This window comes from Streptomyces violaceorubidus (assembly GCF_000717995.1).
In the GTDB taxonomy this organism is placed as follows: domain Bacteria; phylum Actinomycetota; class Actinomycetes; order Streptomycetales; family Streptomycetaceae; genus Streptomyces; species Streptomyces violaceorubidus.
In genome coordinates, this window is the sequence record NZ_JODM01000014.1 from 56479 (window position 1) to 73022 (window position 16544).

The following is a 16544-nucleotide window of genomic DNA, read 5'->3' on the forward strand; positions in this document are numbered from 1 at the left end:
CGGATCATGTGGCCGTCAAACCTGTTGCCGGTCGGCTCAGTTGACGGCCACTCGATCGGGTCAGCCGCGTCCGGCCATATACGCGTCCACGCCGGGCGCCTTGTGGGCCTCCTCCACGCCGACCAGGCCGCCCACCGCCTTGGCGTCGGGCTTCAGCACATACGTGGAGCGGCTGGCCGGCGCGGTCACGAGGGTGAAGTCCTGCGGGGTGCCGAGCCCGGTGTCGGCGTTCTTCTGCGAACGGTGCGCCTTGACCACGTCCTGACGGGCGAGGCTGCCGCCCTCACAGGCCTTCTTCAGGTCGGCGCCGGTCAGCTGGGCGGCGTTGTACCCGGAGAGGACGCCGGAGTCGACGGGCTCGCCCGGGTACGCCTTCTGGTAGGAGGCGACCATCCTCTTGACGCCGGGCAGGTCGGAGCTGACCGCCGGTGCGGCGCTGACGACGTGGACCATGGCCTCCAGCGCCGCCGCCGCGGGGGTCTTCAGCAGCTGCGGCGCGTAGCCGGGCGCGCTGCTGACGATCGGCACCTTCAGGCCGCGGGCGGCGGCCACGCCGGCGAGGGAGGCGGTCTGGGCGGGGCCCGCGCTGATGAGGATCGCCTTCACCCCGGCCTTGCTCAGCGCGGACACCTGCGCGGTCAGGTCGGTGTCCGTGGCCTTGATCTTCTGGCCGGCGACCTTCATCCCCGCCTGTTCGGCGGCCCACTCGGAGCCCTCCAGCGCGTTGGCGCCGTAGTCGCCCTCGAAGTAGACGTGACCGATCGTGTCGCCCTTGGCGATCTTCTTGGCGCGGGTGAGGAAGTCGACGGCGGCGATCATGTCGAGGTCGTAGGTGGTGCCGAGGACCTGGACGGAGTCCCGGCCCAGCAGGCTGGCCGCCCAGGCCTGCGGGAAGGTCAGCATGTGGTCCCGCTCGATGTCGTCGAGCAGGGCGGCGACCACCGGGGAGCCGATCACCTGGGGCAGGGCGACGACGTCCGGGGCGATGTCGGCGTAGGCGGTGACCGCCTTCTGCACGTCGTAGCCGTGGTCCTTGACGACGATCTCCACCTCGCGTCCGCAGATGCCGCCCGCGGCGTTGGTCTCGTCGGCCCACATCTGCTGGGCCTGCACGATGCTCTTGCCGAGGGTGGCGTAGGGGCCGGTGAGGTCGGTCAGCGCGCCCAGTCTGATGGTCTTGTCGCTGATTCCGGGGCCGGACTTGACGCCGTCGGCGGCGGCATCGTCGGTGCTCCCGCCGTCCGCCTTGGAGCTGCAGGCGGTGCCCGCGAGCAGCACGGCGGCCAGTGCCGCGGCCAGGGCGGCGGTCCGGGCAGCGGTCCGGGCGGTGCGGGGCCTGGGGTGCGTGACGTTCACGGGGTGTGCTCCTTGGCTCGTGCGGTGGTGTCGGAGGTGTCGGTGGTGGTGGCGCCGGCGGGGCCGGGCGAGGGCCCGGTGCCGGGTGGTCCGGTGACGGGTGGGCGGCGGCGCAGGCGGGCCCGGGTGCGGCGGGCCAGTCCGTGCAGGCCGTCGGGGGCGTAGAGGAGGATCACGACGATCGCCGCGCCGTAGAGGTAGCGGGACGCCTCGGTCGGACCGATCGAGCCGCCGCCGGACCCGGGCGCCGCCACCAGGGGCAGTTGGTCGGCGTAGCGGGTCATCAGCAGGGGCAGCGCGGTGACGAAGACGGCTCCGGCGGTGGCTCCGGCCACCGAGCCGAGACCGCCGATGACGATCATGGCGAGGTAGTCGACGGAGAGGGCGAGGGAGAAGTAGTCGGGCACCACGCGGCGGAAGGAGAGCGCGAGCAGGACGCCGGCAAGGCCGGCGTACATCGACGAGAGGACGAAGGCGGCGGAGCGGTACCGGGCCACGTGCACGCCCATCACGGATGCCGCGGTCTCGCTGTCGCGCAGCGCCACCAGGGCTCGTCCGGGGCGTCCGCGCAGCAGTCCGCGCGCGGTGAACCAGGTGAGGGCGAACAGGGCGAGGCCCAGGTACCAGAGCCGTTCCTCGCCGCCGAACGGCACGCCCAGGACGGTGAGTTCGGGATCCGACTCGGCGAAGGTGAAGCCGCCCAGCTCCAGCGGCGGCACCGAGCGGCCGTTGAAGCCGCCGGTGACGGAGTCCGCGGTGAGCAGGACGTGGTGGCCGAGGAAGACCAGGGCGAGGGTGGCCACGCCGAGGTAGACGCCCTTCACGCGGCCGGCGACGGGGCTGAACAGCCCGCCCGCCGCCCCGGCGAGGAGTACGGCGAGGACGACGGCGAGGGCGGGCGGCAGTCCGGGCCCCGGCTCGCCCGCCAGCCAGACGTAGCCGTAGGCGCCGACGGCGAGGAAGAAGGCGTGCCCGAGGGAGAGCTGTCCGGCCGTGCCGCTGAGCAGGCCGAGCCCCACCGCGCCGATGGCCGCGGCCATGGAGAACAGGCCGATGCGCAGCCAGAAGGCGTCCAGGTAGAAGGGCAGGGCGCACAGGAGCAGTGCGGTCAGCAGGTACGGGCCGCACGTGCGCAGGAGGGGTCGCAGGTCAGACACGGGCCGCTCCCTTGGCCGCGAAGAGTCCGGCGGGGCGCACCAGCAGGACGAGCACCATCACGGCGTACGGCGCGACGTCCCCGAAGCCCTCGCCCAGCACGTGCAGGTCGGACTGGTATCCGGCGACGAAGGCCTCGGTGAGGCCGATCAGCATGCTGCCGACCAGAGCACCGACCGGGGAGGTCATGCCGCCGAGGATGGCGGCCGGGAAGGCCTTCAGCGCGATCTGCCCGGTGGTGCGCTCCAGGCCGGGCGCCGGGAAGGCGACGAGGAAGACGGCGGCGAGTGCGGCGAGACCGCCGGCCAGGCACCAGGCGACGGTGCGCACCCGGGTGAGCCGTACGCCCATGAGGGCGGCGGCCTCGCGGTCCTCGGCCGCCGCGCGCAGCGACAGGCCCCAGGGCGTGAACCGGAAGAGGGCGAAGGCACCGCCGATGGCGACGGCGGACACCAGGATCGCGGCGACGCGGCTGTCGGCCACGGTCACCGGACCCAGGTCCGTCACCGCGTCCCCCCACGGATCGCCGAGCGGCAGCAGGTCACCGCCGATGCGCCGGGCGAGGTCGGTGACCAGGACGATGTCGATGCCGATGGTGACGATGGTCTGGATGTGCGCGGCGTGCGGGTCGCTGCCCCCGACGCGTTGCAGCACCAGCCGGTCCAGCACCCCGGCGACGGCCGCCGTCACCAGGACCGCGACCGCCAGTGCCCCGGCGAAGCCGAGGTCGTCGTGGAGGACGGCGACGAGGTACCCGCCGAGCAGCAGCAGCGAGCCGTGGGTGAAGCTCAGGACTCCGGAGGCCTTGAAGATGGTGACGAAGCCGAGGGCGATCAGGGCGTACACGGAGCCCAGGGCAAGGCCGTTGAACAGACTGTCGAGGAAGCCGGTCACGCCGCGTCCTCCCCCGAGGTGGTGCCGAGGTAGGCGCGCAGCACCTCGGGGTCGCGCCGGACCCGGTCGGGGGTGCCGTGGGCGATGGCCCGGCCGAAGTCGAGGACGGTGACCTCGTCGGCGAGCCGCATGACCAGGCCCATGTCGTGCTCGACCAGCACGACGGAGAGGCCGAGTTCGGCGCGGATCTCCCGGACCACCTCGGTCATGCGGACGCGTTCGGCGGCGTTCATGCCGGCCACGGGTTCGTCGAGCAGCAGTACACGGGGCTCCAGACAGAGGGCGCGGGCGAGTTCGACGCGTTTGCGGTCGCCGTAGGACAGCAGCGCGACGGGTGAGTCGAAGTGGGCGCCGAGGCCGGTGAGTTCGGCGATCTCGCGGGCCTTGGCGAGGTGGGCGCGCTGTTCGCGCACGGCGCGCGGCAGGCGCAGCGCGCTGGCGGCGAAACCGGCGTGGGACAGGGCGTGCCGGCCGAGCATGAGGTTGTCGGCGACGGTGCCCTGGGTGGTGACGATGTTCTGGAAGGTGCGGGCGACGCCCAGCGCGGCGATCCGGTGCGGGGCGAGCCGGGTCAGTTCCGCGGCGCCGAGCCGTACCGAACCGGCGGCGGGGCGGTACAGGCCGGACAGGACGTTGAAGCAGGTGGACTTGCCGGCGCCGTTGGGGCCGATGACGGCGTGCACGGTGCCGGGGGCGACGGTGAAGGAGACGTCGTCGAGGGCGAGGAGACCGGCGAAGCGCACGGTGACGCCGCGCACGTCGAGCGCGGGCGGTGCGGCGGCGGGGGTGGTCACGCGGCCCCCTTGCCGTCGGCGCCGTCGGTGGTCTCGCCCAGGTAGAGACGGCGTACGGCGTCCGTCCGCGCGAGGTCGGCGGCGTCGCCGGACAGCCGGATCTCGCCGACCTCCAGGACGTGGGCCTGTCCGGCGAGGGAGAGGGCCATGCCGGCGTTCTGTTCGACGAGGAGGACGGCGGTGCCCTGGGCGTTGATCTCTCGGACGACCTCGGCGATGCGGTCGACCATCATCGGGGCGAGCCCGAGCGATGGCTCGTCGAGGAGGAGCAGGCGCGGGGCGGCCATCAGGGCGCGGCCGATGGCCAGCATCTGCTGCTCCCCGCCGGACAGCAGGCCGGCGGCCTGGCGGGTGCGCTCGGCGAGTCGCGGGAACAGCGTGAAGACGCGCTCCCTGGCCTCGCGGACCTGGGCGGGGGCCCGGCGGTTGAGGCCGAGCCCGCCGGCCCGCAGGTTCTCGTCGACGGTGAGTCCGGCGAACACCCGCCTGCCCTCGGGCACCTGGACGACTCCGGCGCGCACGGCGGCGACCGGGTCCCGGCCGTCCAGGACCGTGTCGCCGTAGCGGACCCGGCCGGCCGTGATCGCACCGCGGTGCAGGCGCAGGGTGCCCGAGACGGCCCGCAGCAGCGTCGTCTTGCCGGCGCCGTTGGCTCCGAGCAGGGCGACGACGGCGCCGTGCGGGACGGTCAGGGACACGGAGCGGAGGGCGGACAGGGCGCGCCCGTACGTCACGTCGAGGCTCTCGACGTGCAGCGCGGGTGCGCCGTCCGGTGGTGCTGCGGGCATCGCGGCTCCTTGGGACCGGGCCGGGAACGGCGCGGTGACGGTGAAGGGGGGAGCTCACGACAGCACGGGCACGGGGGGCCGTACAGGGGGGCCGGGCAGGGTCGCTGCGGTGTCCCAGTCCGGGGGCGGCGAGTCTGTGCGGATGCCCAGCGGACGGTGCGGGACCGGCTTCCGGGCGCCCGCCCTCGCGGTGCGCGGTGCTGTCACCCGGCGTCCGGCGTCCGGCGTCCTGGCGTCCCGGGCGTCCGGGAAGCACCGCGGGCACCGGCCCCGGAGCGGATCCGGCGCGGCCCCGGCGTGGATCCGGCGTGGCTCCGGCGCGGCCCCGGCGCGGATCCGGCGTGGCTCCGGGGCGGCTCCGGGGCGGCCCGCACGGTGCGCCGAGCGGGACCGTACCGGTTGCGGTCCCGACGCTCACGGACCCCGCCCGTCCCGCCGCCCAGCCGTGGGCCATCCGCCGCCGGATCGTCGCGGCCGAGCCGGAGTCGACGGCACCGACGCGGGAAGGGTGAGCCGGAGGGCGGGACAGGGCGCCGGTGTGAGGGGCAGGGCGCAGGTGTGCGGGACCGGGGCACGCCGTGGCGGCCCGGTGGCTGCGCTGCTCGCGGGGACGTCGTGCCCCGCGCCCGCGCTCAGTCGCGCAGGACCCGTCGGGCCGTCAGGGCCAGGCTGAACTCGACGACGTCGGCCGGGCGGGCCAGGGAGCGCCCGGTGAGCTGTTCGCAGCGGCGGAGGCGGTTGAGGACCGTGTTGCGGTGGCAGTAGAGGCGCTCGCCCGCACGCTGGGCCGAACCGTCGCAGTCGAGCCAGGTGGTGAGGGTGTCGAGGAGCACCTCGCGGTCGGCGGGCTCCAGACGGAGCAGCGGGCCGAGCACCTTCTCGGCGAGCGCCCGGCCCATCTCGGGGCTGGAGACGACCAGGGCGGCCGGGAGATGGTCGGCCAGGCGCACGGTGCCGCCCGCCACCGGGCAGATGGCCAGGGCGGTGTCCGCGAACCTGCGGGCGTCCCCCACGGCGGCGAGTCCGTCGACCGGGCTGCCGACGCCGATCCGGAGCCCCGGAACCGGGGCTTCGGGCGCGGTGTCGATCTCGTCCGGGTCCGGGAGCCCCTCGCCGTGGGCGCCGACCAGGACGATGCCGTAGTCGGCCTCCGCCCCGGCGTGCCAGTGGACGTGGCCCCCGGGCGGTACGGCGGCGGCGCGGGCCGCGGCGGACCGGGCCGGCGGGCCGCCGGTGACGGCGACGACGACGTACCGGCCCTGTTCGGGGAGGTCGAGGGCCCGGGCGGCCTCGGGGAGATCGGCGATGCGGCCGGTGCCGTCGAGCAGGCCGGCCGCCAGCAGCCGGGCCCGGTTCTCGCGGCGCCGGCCGAGCTGCCACTCGGTCTGCCGGTAGGCGTCCGCGACGAGGGTGCAGTGCTCGTCGACGAAGTTCCACACGTCGGCGGCCACGTGCACGAGGAGCCGCACGTCCTCCGGCGCGGCCCTGGACGTCTCCTCGACCAGCCGCTGCCACACCAGCGAGCCGCCCAGGCGGAAGGCGTGCAGCAGCGCGTCCAGCGGGAGCCCCTGCTCGGCGCGGGCGGCGCCGATCCGCCAGGAGCACCGGCGGGCCGCGTCCCGGGCGCCGCGCGGGTCGAGCAGCGAGGCCACGCTGTGCCGCAGCGAGCGGTGGGCCTCCTGCCAGGTGGCGGCGGGGTCCTTCGCAAGGGCGGCCCGGTACGCGGGCTCCTGCTCCCGCAGCAGGGCGATCAGCCGGTCGGTCAGGTCGGGGAGGTCGTCGAGCAGGGCACGGGCGGCCCGGTGCAGGACACGCAGGGCGTCGGCGTCGATCAACGACGTGACGCCGGGTGTCCGCGGGCGTGGAACGGGCGTCAGCCCGGTGCGGATCACTGCTCGTGACCGTACGGCGTGCTGCATCGCGGTCCTCCCCGGGGCAGGGCTGGTGGAGGCGCCGCGCCGCGACGGGCCGTCCCGCCGCGCCGGGCCTGCCCCCTGACTCGTCCTGCCCCGAAGGATGGCATACCGTCCGGTCGGTCCCTAGTGTTGTGCACCGGTCTTTTCGTGGTGCCCGGCCCGGCGGACCCCTCGGGCCCCCTGAGCGTCCTGGGCCTGTTCGGCCTGCCCCACCATGCGGGCCAGCTCCAGACGGGAACGCACGCCGAGTGCGGCGAACACCTTGCGGAGGTGGTAGTCGACGGTACGGGTGCTCACGCCCAGGGCCAGCGCGACCTCCCGGTTGGTGGCGCCCTCGGCGACGTGCCGCGCGATGCGCAGTTGCTGCGGGGTCAGGCGGCCGAGGCGGTTCGGCTTTCCGGCGCCGTCGTCCTGCGGGGCGGCCCCGAGGGCGCGGAGTTCGTCGCGTGCCTGGGCGGCCCAGACGCCGGCGCCGCAGCGCTCGAAGCCGGCCAGCGCGGTCCCGAGCCGGCCGCGGGCCTCGCGCGGTCTGCGGCGCCTGCGCAGCCACTTGCCGTACAGCAGCGCGGTGCGGGCCCGCTCGAAGTCGCCGCCTGCCTCTTCGTGCCGGGCGAGGGCACGGCGGTAGAGGTCGTCGGCGTGCTCGGCGGGGGCGAGGAGGGCGTGGCAGCGGGCCAGTTGGGCGGCGGCCTGCGGGTCGGCGCCGAACCCCGCCCAGTCGGCGAAGTCCGGGAGGACCGTACGGGCGTCCTCGTGGCGTGAGGCCAGCACCGCGGCCTCCACGAAGCAGGGCACGACCAGCCGCCACACCGCGAAGTGGCCCCGCCCCGGCCCGGGCAGGACCAGGAGTCCGAGCCGGTCGGCGGCGTCGAAGGGGCGCCCCCGGCCGAGGTCGGCGCGGGCCGCCGCCCACTGCGCGAGGGTGGCCGCCTGGGCCAGTCCGTGCCGGCGGGCGGTGTCCAGCGCGGCCGTGACGTGCCGGGTGACGACGTCCGGTTCCTCCTCGATCGACGCGGCGAGCGCCAGCACCGCCCGGTGGTGGGCGGCGGTGTTGCCCTGTCCGGCCCGCAGCGCGGTGCGCAGCCCCTCCTCCGCGTGGGTGCGGGCCTGCGGGTGCCGGCCGGCGCGCAGTTCGGCGTAGGCGAGGTACTCCAGTGCCTTCGGCACCAGCGCGTCCGACCCGAGCTGCCGGGCGGCGGCCAGGGCCCGGGCTCCGCCGCTGCGGGCGGCGTCCACGTCCCCGAGCAGCAGCGCGGCCGCCGCCGACCGCAGCAACGCCTCCGGCCGTTCCTCCGTCCTGCCCCGCTCGACCACCTGCGCGAGCGGGGTCCCGGCCCGGTCGAGCCGTCCTTCGAGCAGCGCCCGCATGCCGACGCGGTGGTCCCGTACGACGGCGGCCGTGCGCGCCGCGGGACCGCGGGCGCCGTCGGGGGCGGCGGGCCGGTCGGTCCCGTCAGTCCCGTCGGTCCCGTCAGTTCCCTCCATCCCCTCCGTCCCCTCCGTCCCGTCGTTCCCGTGCGCCGGATTCTCGGTCCGGGGCGGTGGTCCGGGGGCGAGCGTGGCCAGGCACGCCGCCAGGTCGCCGGCCGCCCAGGCCGCGTCGGCGGCGGCCAGTGCGGCGTTCGCGGCCTCGGCGGGCGCCTCCGTGGTGAGCAGGGAGGCGGCCAGGAGCAGGGACTGGTGGGCGTCGCCGACCGGGCCGTCCCTCAGTTCCGTCACGCCGCGCACCAGCTCCGCCCGCCCCCGTACGGCGGCGGGGGCGGCGTGCTCACGGGCCGCGGCGAGCAGGGAACGGGCCCGTTCGGGGCACCCGGCGAGCAGGGCCTGCTCGGCCGCGGCGGTGTAGCGCTCGGCCCGCCGCGCGCCGTCGGCCGTCAGCTCGGCGGCCCGGGTGTACGCGGTCGCGCGCAGTCGGTGCGAGGCGGGCACCGCGCCGTCGGCCGCCGCCGCGAGCCGGTCCGCCGCTTCCGCCGCGAGCCGGTCCGACGACGCGGGCCGGGGCTCCGGGCCGCCCAGCGACCACGAGCGGTGCAACAGACCCGTGAGCCGGTGTCCACCGCCCTCCCACACGTCGGCCAGCGCGCGGTGCACGGCGCGGCGCCGCTCCACGGTGGCGGCGGCGTGCACCGTGCGGCGGACCAGTGGACTGCGGAAGCGGAGCCGGTCGCCGGCCAGGACGAGTTGCTCGGGCAGCGGTTCCGCGCGGGGGTCGGGTCCCGGAGCCGGCCGCAGGCGCCGCAGCGCGTCGTGGACCAGGCCGGCGTCGACGTCGGTGCCGTCCTCGGCCTGCCCGGCCGCCGCTACCGTCAGCAGCAGGTCCCGTGCGTGGTCGGACGGGCCGCTCGGCGCGCCGCCCGCGGTCTCGGCCAGGGCGCTGGCGTCGGCCAACGGGCGGGGCAGCGGCCGGTGTCCGCGCAGTTCGGCGGGTGACAGCCGGCGCACGAGGGCGACGAGGAGGGCCGGGTTCCCCTCCGCCTCGGCCAGGAGTTGCTCGCGGACGGCCGGGGCGGCGGCACCGTCGGTCACGTCGTCGAGCAGGGCGGCGGCCCTCGGCGGGGCCAGCGGGTCCAGGTGGACGACGGGCAGCGGGGCGAGCTCCGGGTCGACGGCGCGGTCCGAGGCGACGGAGAGCAGCAGACCGACCCGGTCGGCGGCGTGCAGGCGCCGCGCCGCGCGGCCGAGCGCCGTCCGGGCCGGCCCGTCCCACAGGTGGACGTCGTCCGCACACACCAGCGCGGGCGCCGCGGCGGTCGCCGTTCGCAGGGTGCCGAGCAGTTGTTCGGCGGTGACGTGCGCGGCCCTGCCCGGGCCCGGACCGAGGTGGAGCACGGGCCCGGCCCGGAAGGAACGGGCGGCCCACTGGAGCAGGGTGGTGCGGCCGAGCCCGGGTTCGCCGGCCAGGAGGAGTTGGCCGCCATGGCTCGGCAGCTCGTCCAACAGCGCGCGCAGCGCCTTGCGTTGCGTGCTTCGGCCGTGGATGCGCACGGCCGTACGTACGGTCGTCTCTCCGGTCATTCCGGGGAGGTTACGCGCGCGTAACCCGAGGCGGAAGGTGCCGGTCCGCCCATGCCCGGGCGGGCGGCACGCGTGCTGTGCCGACGCCCAACCGGCTCCGAGCCCGGTCGTGCGCCGGCACAGCGGACCGGGGCTCAGGAACCGTGCGGGCAGTTGCCCCGGTACTCCTCGATCGTCAGGCTCGGCCTGGGCAGCGGGCACAGGAACTGCTCGTAGCGGGTGTCGTTGTCGATGAACCGCTTGAGCCAGGAAATGCTGTACTTCGCGATCGTCGTGTTGGACGTGTTGGGCGAGAAGTGGGTCGCGGCGTTCAGCTCCAGATAGGCCCGGTCGGTCGCGGAGGGCAGGCTGGAGTAGAACGGCTCGGCGTGCGAGGCCACCGGGGCGATGGTGTCGCCGTCGGCGCCGACGATCAGCGTCGGGGTGCTGACCTCGGGCCAGCTCTTGTCCAGGTTCCAGGGGGTGAGGGGGATCGCCGCCTGGATCGACGGGCGGGACTTGGCGGCCTCCAGGGTGCCGCCGCCGCCCATGGAGTGGCCCATGACGCCGAGGCGGCTGCTGTCGATCCGGCCGCGGACGGAGCTGCGCTCGGTGAGGTAGTCCAGTGCGGCCAGCAGCTGCCTGCCGCGGGAGTCGGGCTGGTCCAGTGTGGTGTTGGTGTCGATGGTGAACACCACGAAGCCCTGGGAGGCCAGCCGCGGGCCGAGCCAGGCCATGGAGGACTGGTACGCGGTGAACCCGGGCGCGATCGCGACGGCGCCGAACGTGCCGTCGCTCGTGCTGGTCGGGTAGTAGATGGTGCCGCCGCCGAAACCGGTGACCGCGAGCGAGGAGACGCTGGTGTCGGCCACGGAGTAGGGGCCGCGCAGTGCCTCGATGCTGGACTCGGTGGGCGCCGGTCCGCGCTCGTACGGGTTGTCGGCGGCCTGGGCGCCCGGGCCGCCGAGGGTACCGAGCGCGACGACCGCGGCCACGGTCGCCGTCAGTCCGGCGAGTCGCCGCTTGGTGCCGTGGAAGGCGCGGCTCGCGGCCCTGGGGGCGGCGTCGGTGTGGGGGTTCTGCTGCACGAGGGGTGGTCCTCTCGGTCGTGGCGAGTCGGCCGCCCGGTGATCGCACACGGCCCGGAACGCGTGGGGTCGCGTCCCGGGACATCCGCCGGGCGGGCCTCGCCGATGGGTTGGCCGTGCCACTGTCGAGCGGCGGAGCGGGCGGGGGGATCGGCAGAATCACCGGTCTCGTACGACGCCGGGGTACGGCCGCCCACCGGCGCCGGCGTACGGCCGCCCACCGGCGCCGGCGTACGGCCGCCCTGCGGCGCCGGGGTACGGCCGCCCTTCCGAGGGCGCGGGGCGTCCGGCGCAAGGTCGGGGGCCGGGACCGTGAGGCGGTTGGGCGAGGGAGCCGGCACGGGCGGGGGCCGGGGCGCGGACGCCGGGCGCGGGTTCGAAACCAGGACGGTGAAGGCGCGGGGCCGTGGCCGTGGGCGCCGACACGGGAGCGTGGACTACGGCACCGTGCGCGGATTCCAGGGCCGGGACCGTGCGGGGGCCCGGGGGCCGCGTCCCGGGCGCGGGTCGGAGCGGCGCGGGGCCGCCCCCGAGCGCGCCGCGCACCCGCGTCCGTGAGGCGGCGTGACCCTCCGGTGAACCGTTCCGCCGCGCCCCGGGCGCCCCTGCCCCTGTCCGCACACCCGGTCGGTGTGACACGCTCGGCGTCGGCCGGGCTGTCGCACGCCGGTCGTCATGGAGGATCGTCGGCGGGCCCTGACCGGGTCGCCGCCGTGGAGAGGCGACGGAATGCGCATCGGACTTCTCGGCACCGGCCCCTGGGCGGACATGGCTCATGCCCCCGCCCTGGCCGGGCACGAAGACCTGGACTTCGTGGGGGTCTGGGGCCGCCGCCCGGACGCCGCCAAGGAGCTGGCAGAGCGGCACGGCACCCGGGCCTACGACGACGTCGACGCCCTGCTGGCCGACGTGGAGGCCGTCGCCGTCGCGCTGCCCCCGGCCGTGCAGGCCGACCTGGCGGTGCGCGCCGCGCGGGCCGGGTGCCACGTGCTGCTCGACAAGCCGCTCGCGACGACGGTGGAGCAGGGGCGGGCCGTGGTGGAGGCGGTGCGGACGGCGGGCGTCGCCTCGGTGGTCTTCTTCACCACCCGGTTCCAGCCCGAGACGGAAGCGTGGATCAGCGAACAGGCCGCCGACGACGGCTGGTTCACGGCACGGGCGCACTGGCTGGGCGCCCTGTTCGGGGACGGCGACAGCCCGTTCGCCGCCTCGCCGTGGCGGCGGGAGAAGGGCGCCCTGTGGGACGTGGGGCCGCACGCCCTTTCCGTGCTGCTGCCGGTCCTCGGTGACGCCCGGCGTGTGGCGGCGGCCGCACCGGGGCCCGGGGACACCGTCCACCTGGTCCTCGACCACACCGGCGGGGCCTCCAGCACGCTCACCCTCAGCCTGACGGCGCCGCCCGCCGCGGCGGGGACCGGGGTGGAGCTGCGCGGCCGGGCGGGGGCGACGCTGCTCCCGGAGACCGCGGAAGGTCCGGTGCCCGCGCTGCGACGGGCCGCGGACGCGCTCCTCTCCGCCGCCGGGGGCGGACGCCCGCACCCGTGCGACGCCGCGTTCGGGCTGCGGGTCACCGAGATCCTCGCCGAGGCCGAGGGCCTGCTGACCCACTGACCTGTCGAGTCGCCGCCTGCCGCCACGCCGCCGGGGTGAGCTCGGTCAGTCCCGGGCCCGTTCCCGCCCGAAGGGCTCGTCGCTCCACCGGAACCAGGCCCGGTCACCCCTGATGTGGAGCAGGAACTCGGCCACCGGGCCCTCGGGCGACACCAGCCGCACCCGCCGTTCGATCTCGGCGTAGGCCGCCTCCCAGCGCGTCCAGTGCTCCGCGTCGTCCGCTTCCGCGAGGGCGAGTTCGCGGGCGAACAGATCACGGACGGCACCGTAGCCCGGACCCGCGCGGAACCGGCCGGACAGCCAGGGGAAGCCGGCGTCGTCGATCACGATCTCCCCGATGTCGCCACACTCCGCGTCGGCCGCCCGGCCCGCCTCCGGTGCCCGGCGCACACGCCAGACCTCGCCCTCGCATCCCATGCCGCCTCCGTCGCACCGTCGCTGCCCGTCACCGGGGGGCCAGCATGCCATCCGACCCGGCGACGGGCCTCGCGCCGCCTCGCGTCGACGATTAGGGGCGCCTTGAACACCGGTTAAGCGTTCCCCGCACGGCATCCCCCATTCCAAGTCCCACCTGGACCAACGGGTTTGACGCAGGCTGCGGACGGTTGGCGGGGCCGACGGTGCTGCGTACCATCGCCGCCACCCCCTGAGAGCGCTCTCAGGATCTGTCAGGCCCCGATCACTGGAGACCCCCCACATGACTCCTCGTCACCGGCGTCCGCTCGCCCGCCGCAAGCTGCTCGTCGCCCTCGGCGGAGCGGTCGTGGCCGCACCCGTCGCCGCCGCCATCGCCCCGCACGCCCTGGCGGGCGTCGGCTCGGACGAACCGGCGCCCAGGGCGGCCGGCGCCCTGGCGCTGACGATCGTCAACGGCACCGGCTCCTTCGGCAACGCCGACGTCCACGTCTACATCGTCGGCAACGTGGACGGCCGCCAGGTGCGGGTCACCCCCGAGGGCACCGTCGCTCCCGTGGCCCTCTCCGACAACGGCGCCGACGGCTACACCGACTACGCGATCGGCCTCGCCGGCAGCGGCGGGACCAAGCTGACTCTGCCCCACCTCTCCGGCCGGATCTACGTGTCCCTGGGAGAGAAGCTGAAGTTCAAGGTCGTCGTGGACGGCGCGGGGAACGCGGCGCTGCAGTACCCGGCGGGCTGGGTCGAGTCCGACCCGAACCACGGGGTGCTGCACGACTGCGCGGAGTTCACGTACAACTCCGCGGGCATGTTCTGCAACACCACCATGGTCGACATGTTCAGCGTGCCGCTCGCCATCCGGCTGACCGGTGCCGGCGACCAGACCACCGGCACCGTGCGTCCGGGTGGCCGGGCGGCCGTGTTCGAGGCGGTGCGGAAGGTGGAGGAGTTCGCCCCGCTGGTCGTGGAGGACACCCGGGTGATCGCCCCCGGCCACGGGCTGGACGCCGGTCTGTTCCCGACGGACTACCTCGCCCCGTACATCGACGAGGTGTGGAGCACCTACACCGCCGGGGACCTCAGGATCACCACCGACGCGGGGACCTTCTCGGGCCGGGTGCGCGGGGACCGGCTGACCTTCGACGGGCCCGCCCAGGTGTCCTTCGCCAAGCCGTCCACCCGGGACGTGCTCTTCTGCGACGGCAATCTCGCCGCCCCCAACGACGGCACGACCGGTCCCGTCGCCGCGGTCCTCGGCGCCGGGTTCAACCGCTCGGCCCTGGTCTCGTCGGCCGACCAGCCCACCACCGACCCCGCGACGTTCTACGGGACCGCGCTGACCAACCACTACGCGAAGGCGGTCCACGCGGCCACCGAGGACGGCAGGGCGTACGGCTTCGCCTTCGACGACGTGGCCGACTTCGCCTCCTACGTCCAGGACACGGCGCCCACCGGCTTCCGGCTGACGCTCGGCGCCCTCTAGGGGGTGTCGTTTGGATCTTGCCGGGGTCGCGGGGTCTGGCACGCACGTCTGCGGCGTTGTCGTCGGTTGCCAGGGCTCCGCCCTGTCGCCCTCCTCCGCCGTGCAGCTGCACGCACCAGACCCCGCTCGGGTCGGCAGCAAGGCACCGTCGCCCGGAGCCGGCCAGCTCCAAACGACACCCCCTAGGACCCGCACGTGCACGGCCGCCGCACCGCCCTCCGCGTGCGGGCGGTGCGGCGGCGTAGGAGCGTAGGGGTGTGCGAAAGGTGTCCGTCCCGCAGCCGCATTGGGGCGAGGAACGGCGGAGCTGGCTGAGCGGGGCGCCGCCGCCCCGCTGGGTGCGGGTGCTGCCGCCGGCCCTCGTGGCGGCGATCTGCGCGGCGACCCTGCTCAGCGACGAGCCCTTGGAGATCGGGTTCCTGCTGGGCGCCATCCCTCCGCTGGCCGTGCTGTCCTACGGCCCGCTGGCGACCGCCGTGCTGGGCGGCGTGGTGATCGCGCTGCTGCACATCCCGGCCCTCCAGCTCGACCGGCCGGGCGACGCCGACCTGCTGACCATCGTCTTCGTCGCCGTACTCAGCGTCTTCGTGTCCTTCGTGCGCAGTCGCCGCGACGCCCAGCTGGGGCTGGAGCGCACGGTCGCCGAGGCCGCGCAGCGTGCCGTCGCGCCGCCGCTGCCCGAGCGGGTGGGGGCGGTGCGCTGCACGGGGCTGTACCGGGCGGCACAGCGCGGGACCCTGGTCGGGGGCGACTTCTTCGACGTGCGGGACGGCCCCTTCGGTGTCCGCGCGGTGATGGGTGACGTGCAGGGGCACGGCCTGTCGGCGGTGTCGACGGTCGCCTCGTTGCTGGGGGCCTTCCGGGAGGCGGTGCTCGACCAGCCGGACCTGGCGTCGGTGGCGGGGCGGCTGGACCGCAGGCTGCTGGTGGACTCGGCGGACGCGCGGCATGCCGAGCTGTTCGCGACGGCCGCGCTGCTGGAGTTCTCCGCCGACGCCCTCGAGGTGCGTGTCGTCGTCTGCGGCAACCCGCCGCCCCTGCTGCTGCGGGGTGCGGACGCCGCGGAGCTGGAGGTCTCACCGTGGACGCCGCTCGGGCTCGGGCTCGCGGACGCCGGGTCGATCGAGGCGTGCACGGTGTCGCTGCGCCCCGGGGACCGGCTCTTCCTCGCCTCGGACGGCGTGGTGGAGGCGAGGGACACCGGCGGCGCGTTCTATCCGCTGGCGGAGCGCCTGCGGAGCCTCGCGGGCGAGGATTCCGCCGCCCTGCCCGCCCTGGTCTGGGCGGACCTCGCGCGCTTCTGCCCGGACGTGCAGGACGACGTGACGATGCTGGTGCTCACTCCTTCGCCGCCGGTCGGGAAGTGACCCCCCGCTCCCCCTCGCCCGCCCCCTCCGCGTCGATGTGCGGCAGGATCCGGTCGAGCCACCGCGGGGTCCACCAGGCGTGCCGCCCCAGCGGGGTCATCACGGCCGGCACCAGGAGCCGGCGTACGACGGTGGCGTCGACGAGCACGCTCACGGCGAGGCCGAGCCCGAGCATCTTGACCACGATGTTGTCGCTGACGACGAACGCGGCGAAGACACTGACCATGATCAGGGCCGCGCGGGTGACGACCCGTGCGGTGATCTCCAGGGCGTGCCACCGCGCCCTCGGCGTCCGCCGTGCGCAGCCAGGCCTCGTGCACCCGGGAGAGGAGGAAGATCTCGTAGTCCTCCGGATGCGCGGGCGGGTTCCGCATTGAATGGTGTTATCGGGATATTCGGGACCGACAAGAGCACGGCACCGAAGCAGCGATCCGGACGCGAGGAGCACTGATCATGTCGACGTCACAGCCCGACGCCTCCCGACCCTCCGAAGCCCGCGCGGGCGAGGACCGCGCCACTCCGGACGACCTGCTCCACGCCCGCACCGGGACGGACGTGTCCCCGGAGGACCTGGTCCTGGCGACCGGCCGGGACGTCACCCCGCAGAACCTGGAGTGGGCCAGGCGCAAGCTGGCCGAGGAGGGCCCTTCGGCCCTCGACAAGCTGCTGCCCTGACCGCCC

The 16544-nt window shown here is 75.4% G+C and carries 13 protein-coding genes and 2 pseudogenes; 4 read left to right on the forward strand and 11 right to left on the reverse strand.

Annotated features, from left to right (window positions below; translation table 11 throughout):
* Positions 1–60: 60 nt before the first annotated feature.
* The 9 genes and pseudogenes from IE94_RS0118295 to bdeA form a co-directional block, all read right to left on the reverse strand.
* Positions 61–1356: an ABC transporter substrate-binding protein gene (locus IE94_RS0118295; protein ID WP_030185406.1), complete on the reverse strand. Its 1296-nt coding sequence runs from the start codon at positions 1354–1356 to the stop codon at positions 61–63.
* Positions 1353–2513 (reverse strand): branched-chain amino acid ABC transporter permease, encoded by a 1161-nt coding sequence (locus IE94_RS0118300; protein ID WP_037922941.1) that lies wholly within the window; start codon positions 2511–2513, stop codon positions 1353–1355. Before IE94_RS0118300 ends, IE94_RS0118295 begins: the two co-directional genes overlap by 4 nt.
* Complete coding sequence (locus IE94_RS0118305; RefSeq protein ID WP_030185410.1) at positions 2506–3405, reverse strand: branched-chain amino acid ABC transporter permease; 900 nt, start codon at positions 3403–3405, stop codon at positions 2506–2508. The genes IE94_RS0118300 and IE94_RS0118305 overlap by 8 nt, the downstream gene beginning before the upstream one ends.
* Positions 3402–3638, reverse strand: coding sequence for an ABC transporter ATP-binding protein C-terminal domain-containing protein (locus tag IE94_RS41865; protein WP_425337973.1), 237 nt, complete (start codon positions 3636–3638; stop codon positions 3402–3404). The genes IE94_RS0118305 and IE94_RS41865 overlap by 4 nt, the downstream gene beginning before the upstream one ends.
* Before the next feature lie 63 nt (positions 3639–3701).
* A pseudogene (locus IE94_RS41870) lies at positions 3702–4148 on the reverse strand (ATP-binding cassette domain-containing protein); the annotation flags it as partial.
* Between the two features lie 47 nt (positions 4149–4195).
* Entirely contained in the window at positions 4196–4987 is a 792-nt protein-coding gene (locus tag IE94_RS0118315) for an ABC transporter ATP-binding protein (protein WP_030185415.1), read from the reverse strand.
* Between the two features lie 632 nt (positions 4988–5619).
* Positions 5620–6906 (reverse strand): PucR family transcriptional regulator, encoded by a 1287-nt coding sequence (locus IE94_RS0118320; protein WP_030185417.1) that lies wholly within the window; start codon positions 6904–6906, stop codon positions 5620–5622.
* A 120-nt stretch (positions 6907–7026) separates the two neighbouring features.
* Positions 7027–9918 carry a helix-turn-helix transcriptional regulator gene (locus tag IE94_RS0118325; RefSeq protein WP_030185419.1) on the reverse strand — a complete coding sequence of 964 codons (2892 nt, stop codon included), beginning with the start codon at positions 9916–9918 and terminating at the stop codon, positions 7027–7029.
* A 134-nt stretch (positions 9919–10052) separates the two neighbouring features.
* Positions 10053–10985, reverse strand: a complete 933-nt coding sequence (gene bdeA / locus IE94_RS0118330; RefSeq protein WP_030185421.1) for a bis(hydroxyethyl) terephthalate hydrolase — start codon at positions 10983–10985, stop codon at positions 10053–10055.
* A 729-nt stretch (positions 10986–11714) separates the two neighbouring features.
* On the opposite strand from bdeA, the gene IE94_RS0118335 reads away from it, so the two are divergent.
* A complete protein-coding gene (locus IE94_RS0118335; RefSeq protein WP_030185425.1) occupies positions 11715–12596 on the forward strand; it encodes a Gfo/Idh/MocA family protein in 882 nt (293 codons plus the stop codon).
* Positions 12597–12641: 45 nt separating this feature from the next.
* Here the strand turns inward: IE94_RS0118335 and IE94_RS0118340 are convergent, their stop codons facing one another.
* The gene (locus IE94_RS0118340) at positions 12642–13013 is read right to left on the reverse strand and encodes a hypothetical protein (RefSeq protein WP_030185428.1); all 372 of its coding nucleotides are present in this window, start codon (positions 13011–13013) and stop codon (positions 12642–12644) included.
* Positions 13014–13293: 280 nt separating this feature from the next.
* On the opposite strand from IE94_RS0118340, the gene IE94_RS0118345 reads away from it, so the two are divergent.
* Together IE94_RS0118345 and IE94_RS0118350 are read left to right on the forward strand one after the other, a co-directional pair.
* Complete coding sequence (locus IE94_RS0118345) at positions 13294–14496, forward strand: beta-1,3-glucanase family protein (RefSeq protein WP_030185430.1); 1203 nt, start codon at positions 13294–13296, stop codon at positions 14494–14496.
* Positions 14497–14753: 257 nt separating this feature from the next.
* Entirely contained in the window at positions 14754–15863 is a 1110-nt protein-coding gene (locus IE94_RS0118350; RefSeq protein WP_030185432.1) for a PP2C family protein-serine/threonine phosphatase, read from the forward strand.
* Here the strand turns inward: IE94_RS0118350 and IE94_RS0118355 are convergent.
* Positions 15835–16210 (reverse strand): annotated as a pseudogene (locus tag IE94_RS0118355) (MMPL family transporter); the annotation flags it as partial. The gene IE94_RS0118350 and the pseudogene IE94_RS0118355 sit on opposite strands and share 29 nt — an antisense overlap.
* Positions 16211–16316: 106 nt before the next feature.
* On the opposite strand from IE94_RS0118355, the gene IE94_RS0118360 reads away from it, so the two are divergent.
* The gene (locus IE94_RS0118360) at positions 16317–16538 is read left to right on the forward strand and encodes a hypothetical protein (RefSeq protein WP_030185434.1); all 222 of its coding nucleotides are present in this window, start codon (positions 16317–16319) and stop codon (positions 16536–16538) included.
* Positions 16539–16544: the final 6 nt, after the last annotated feature.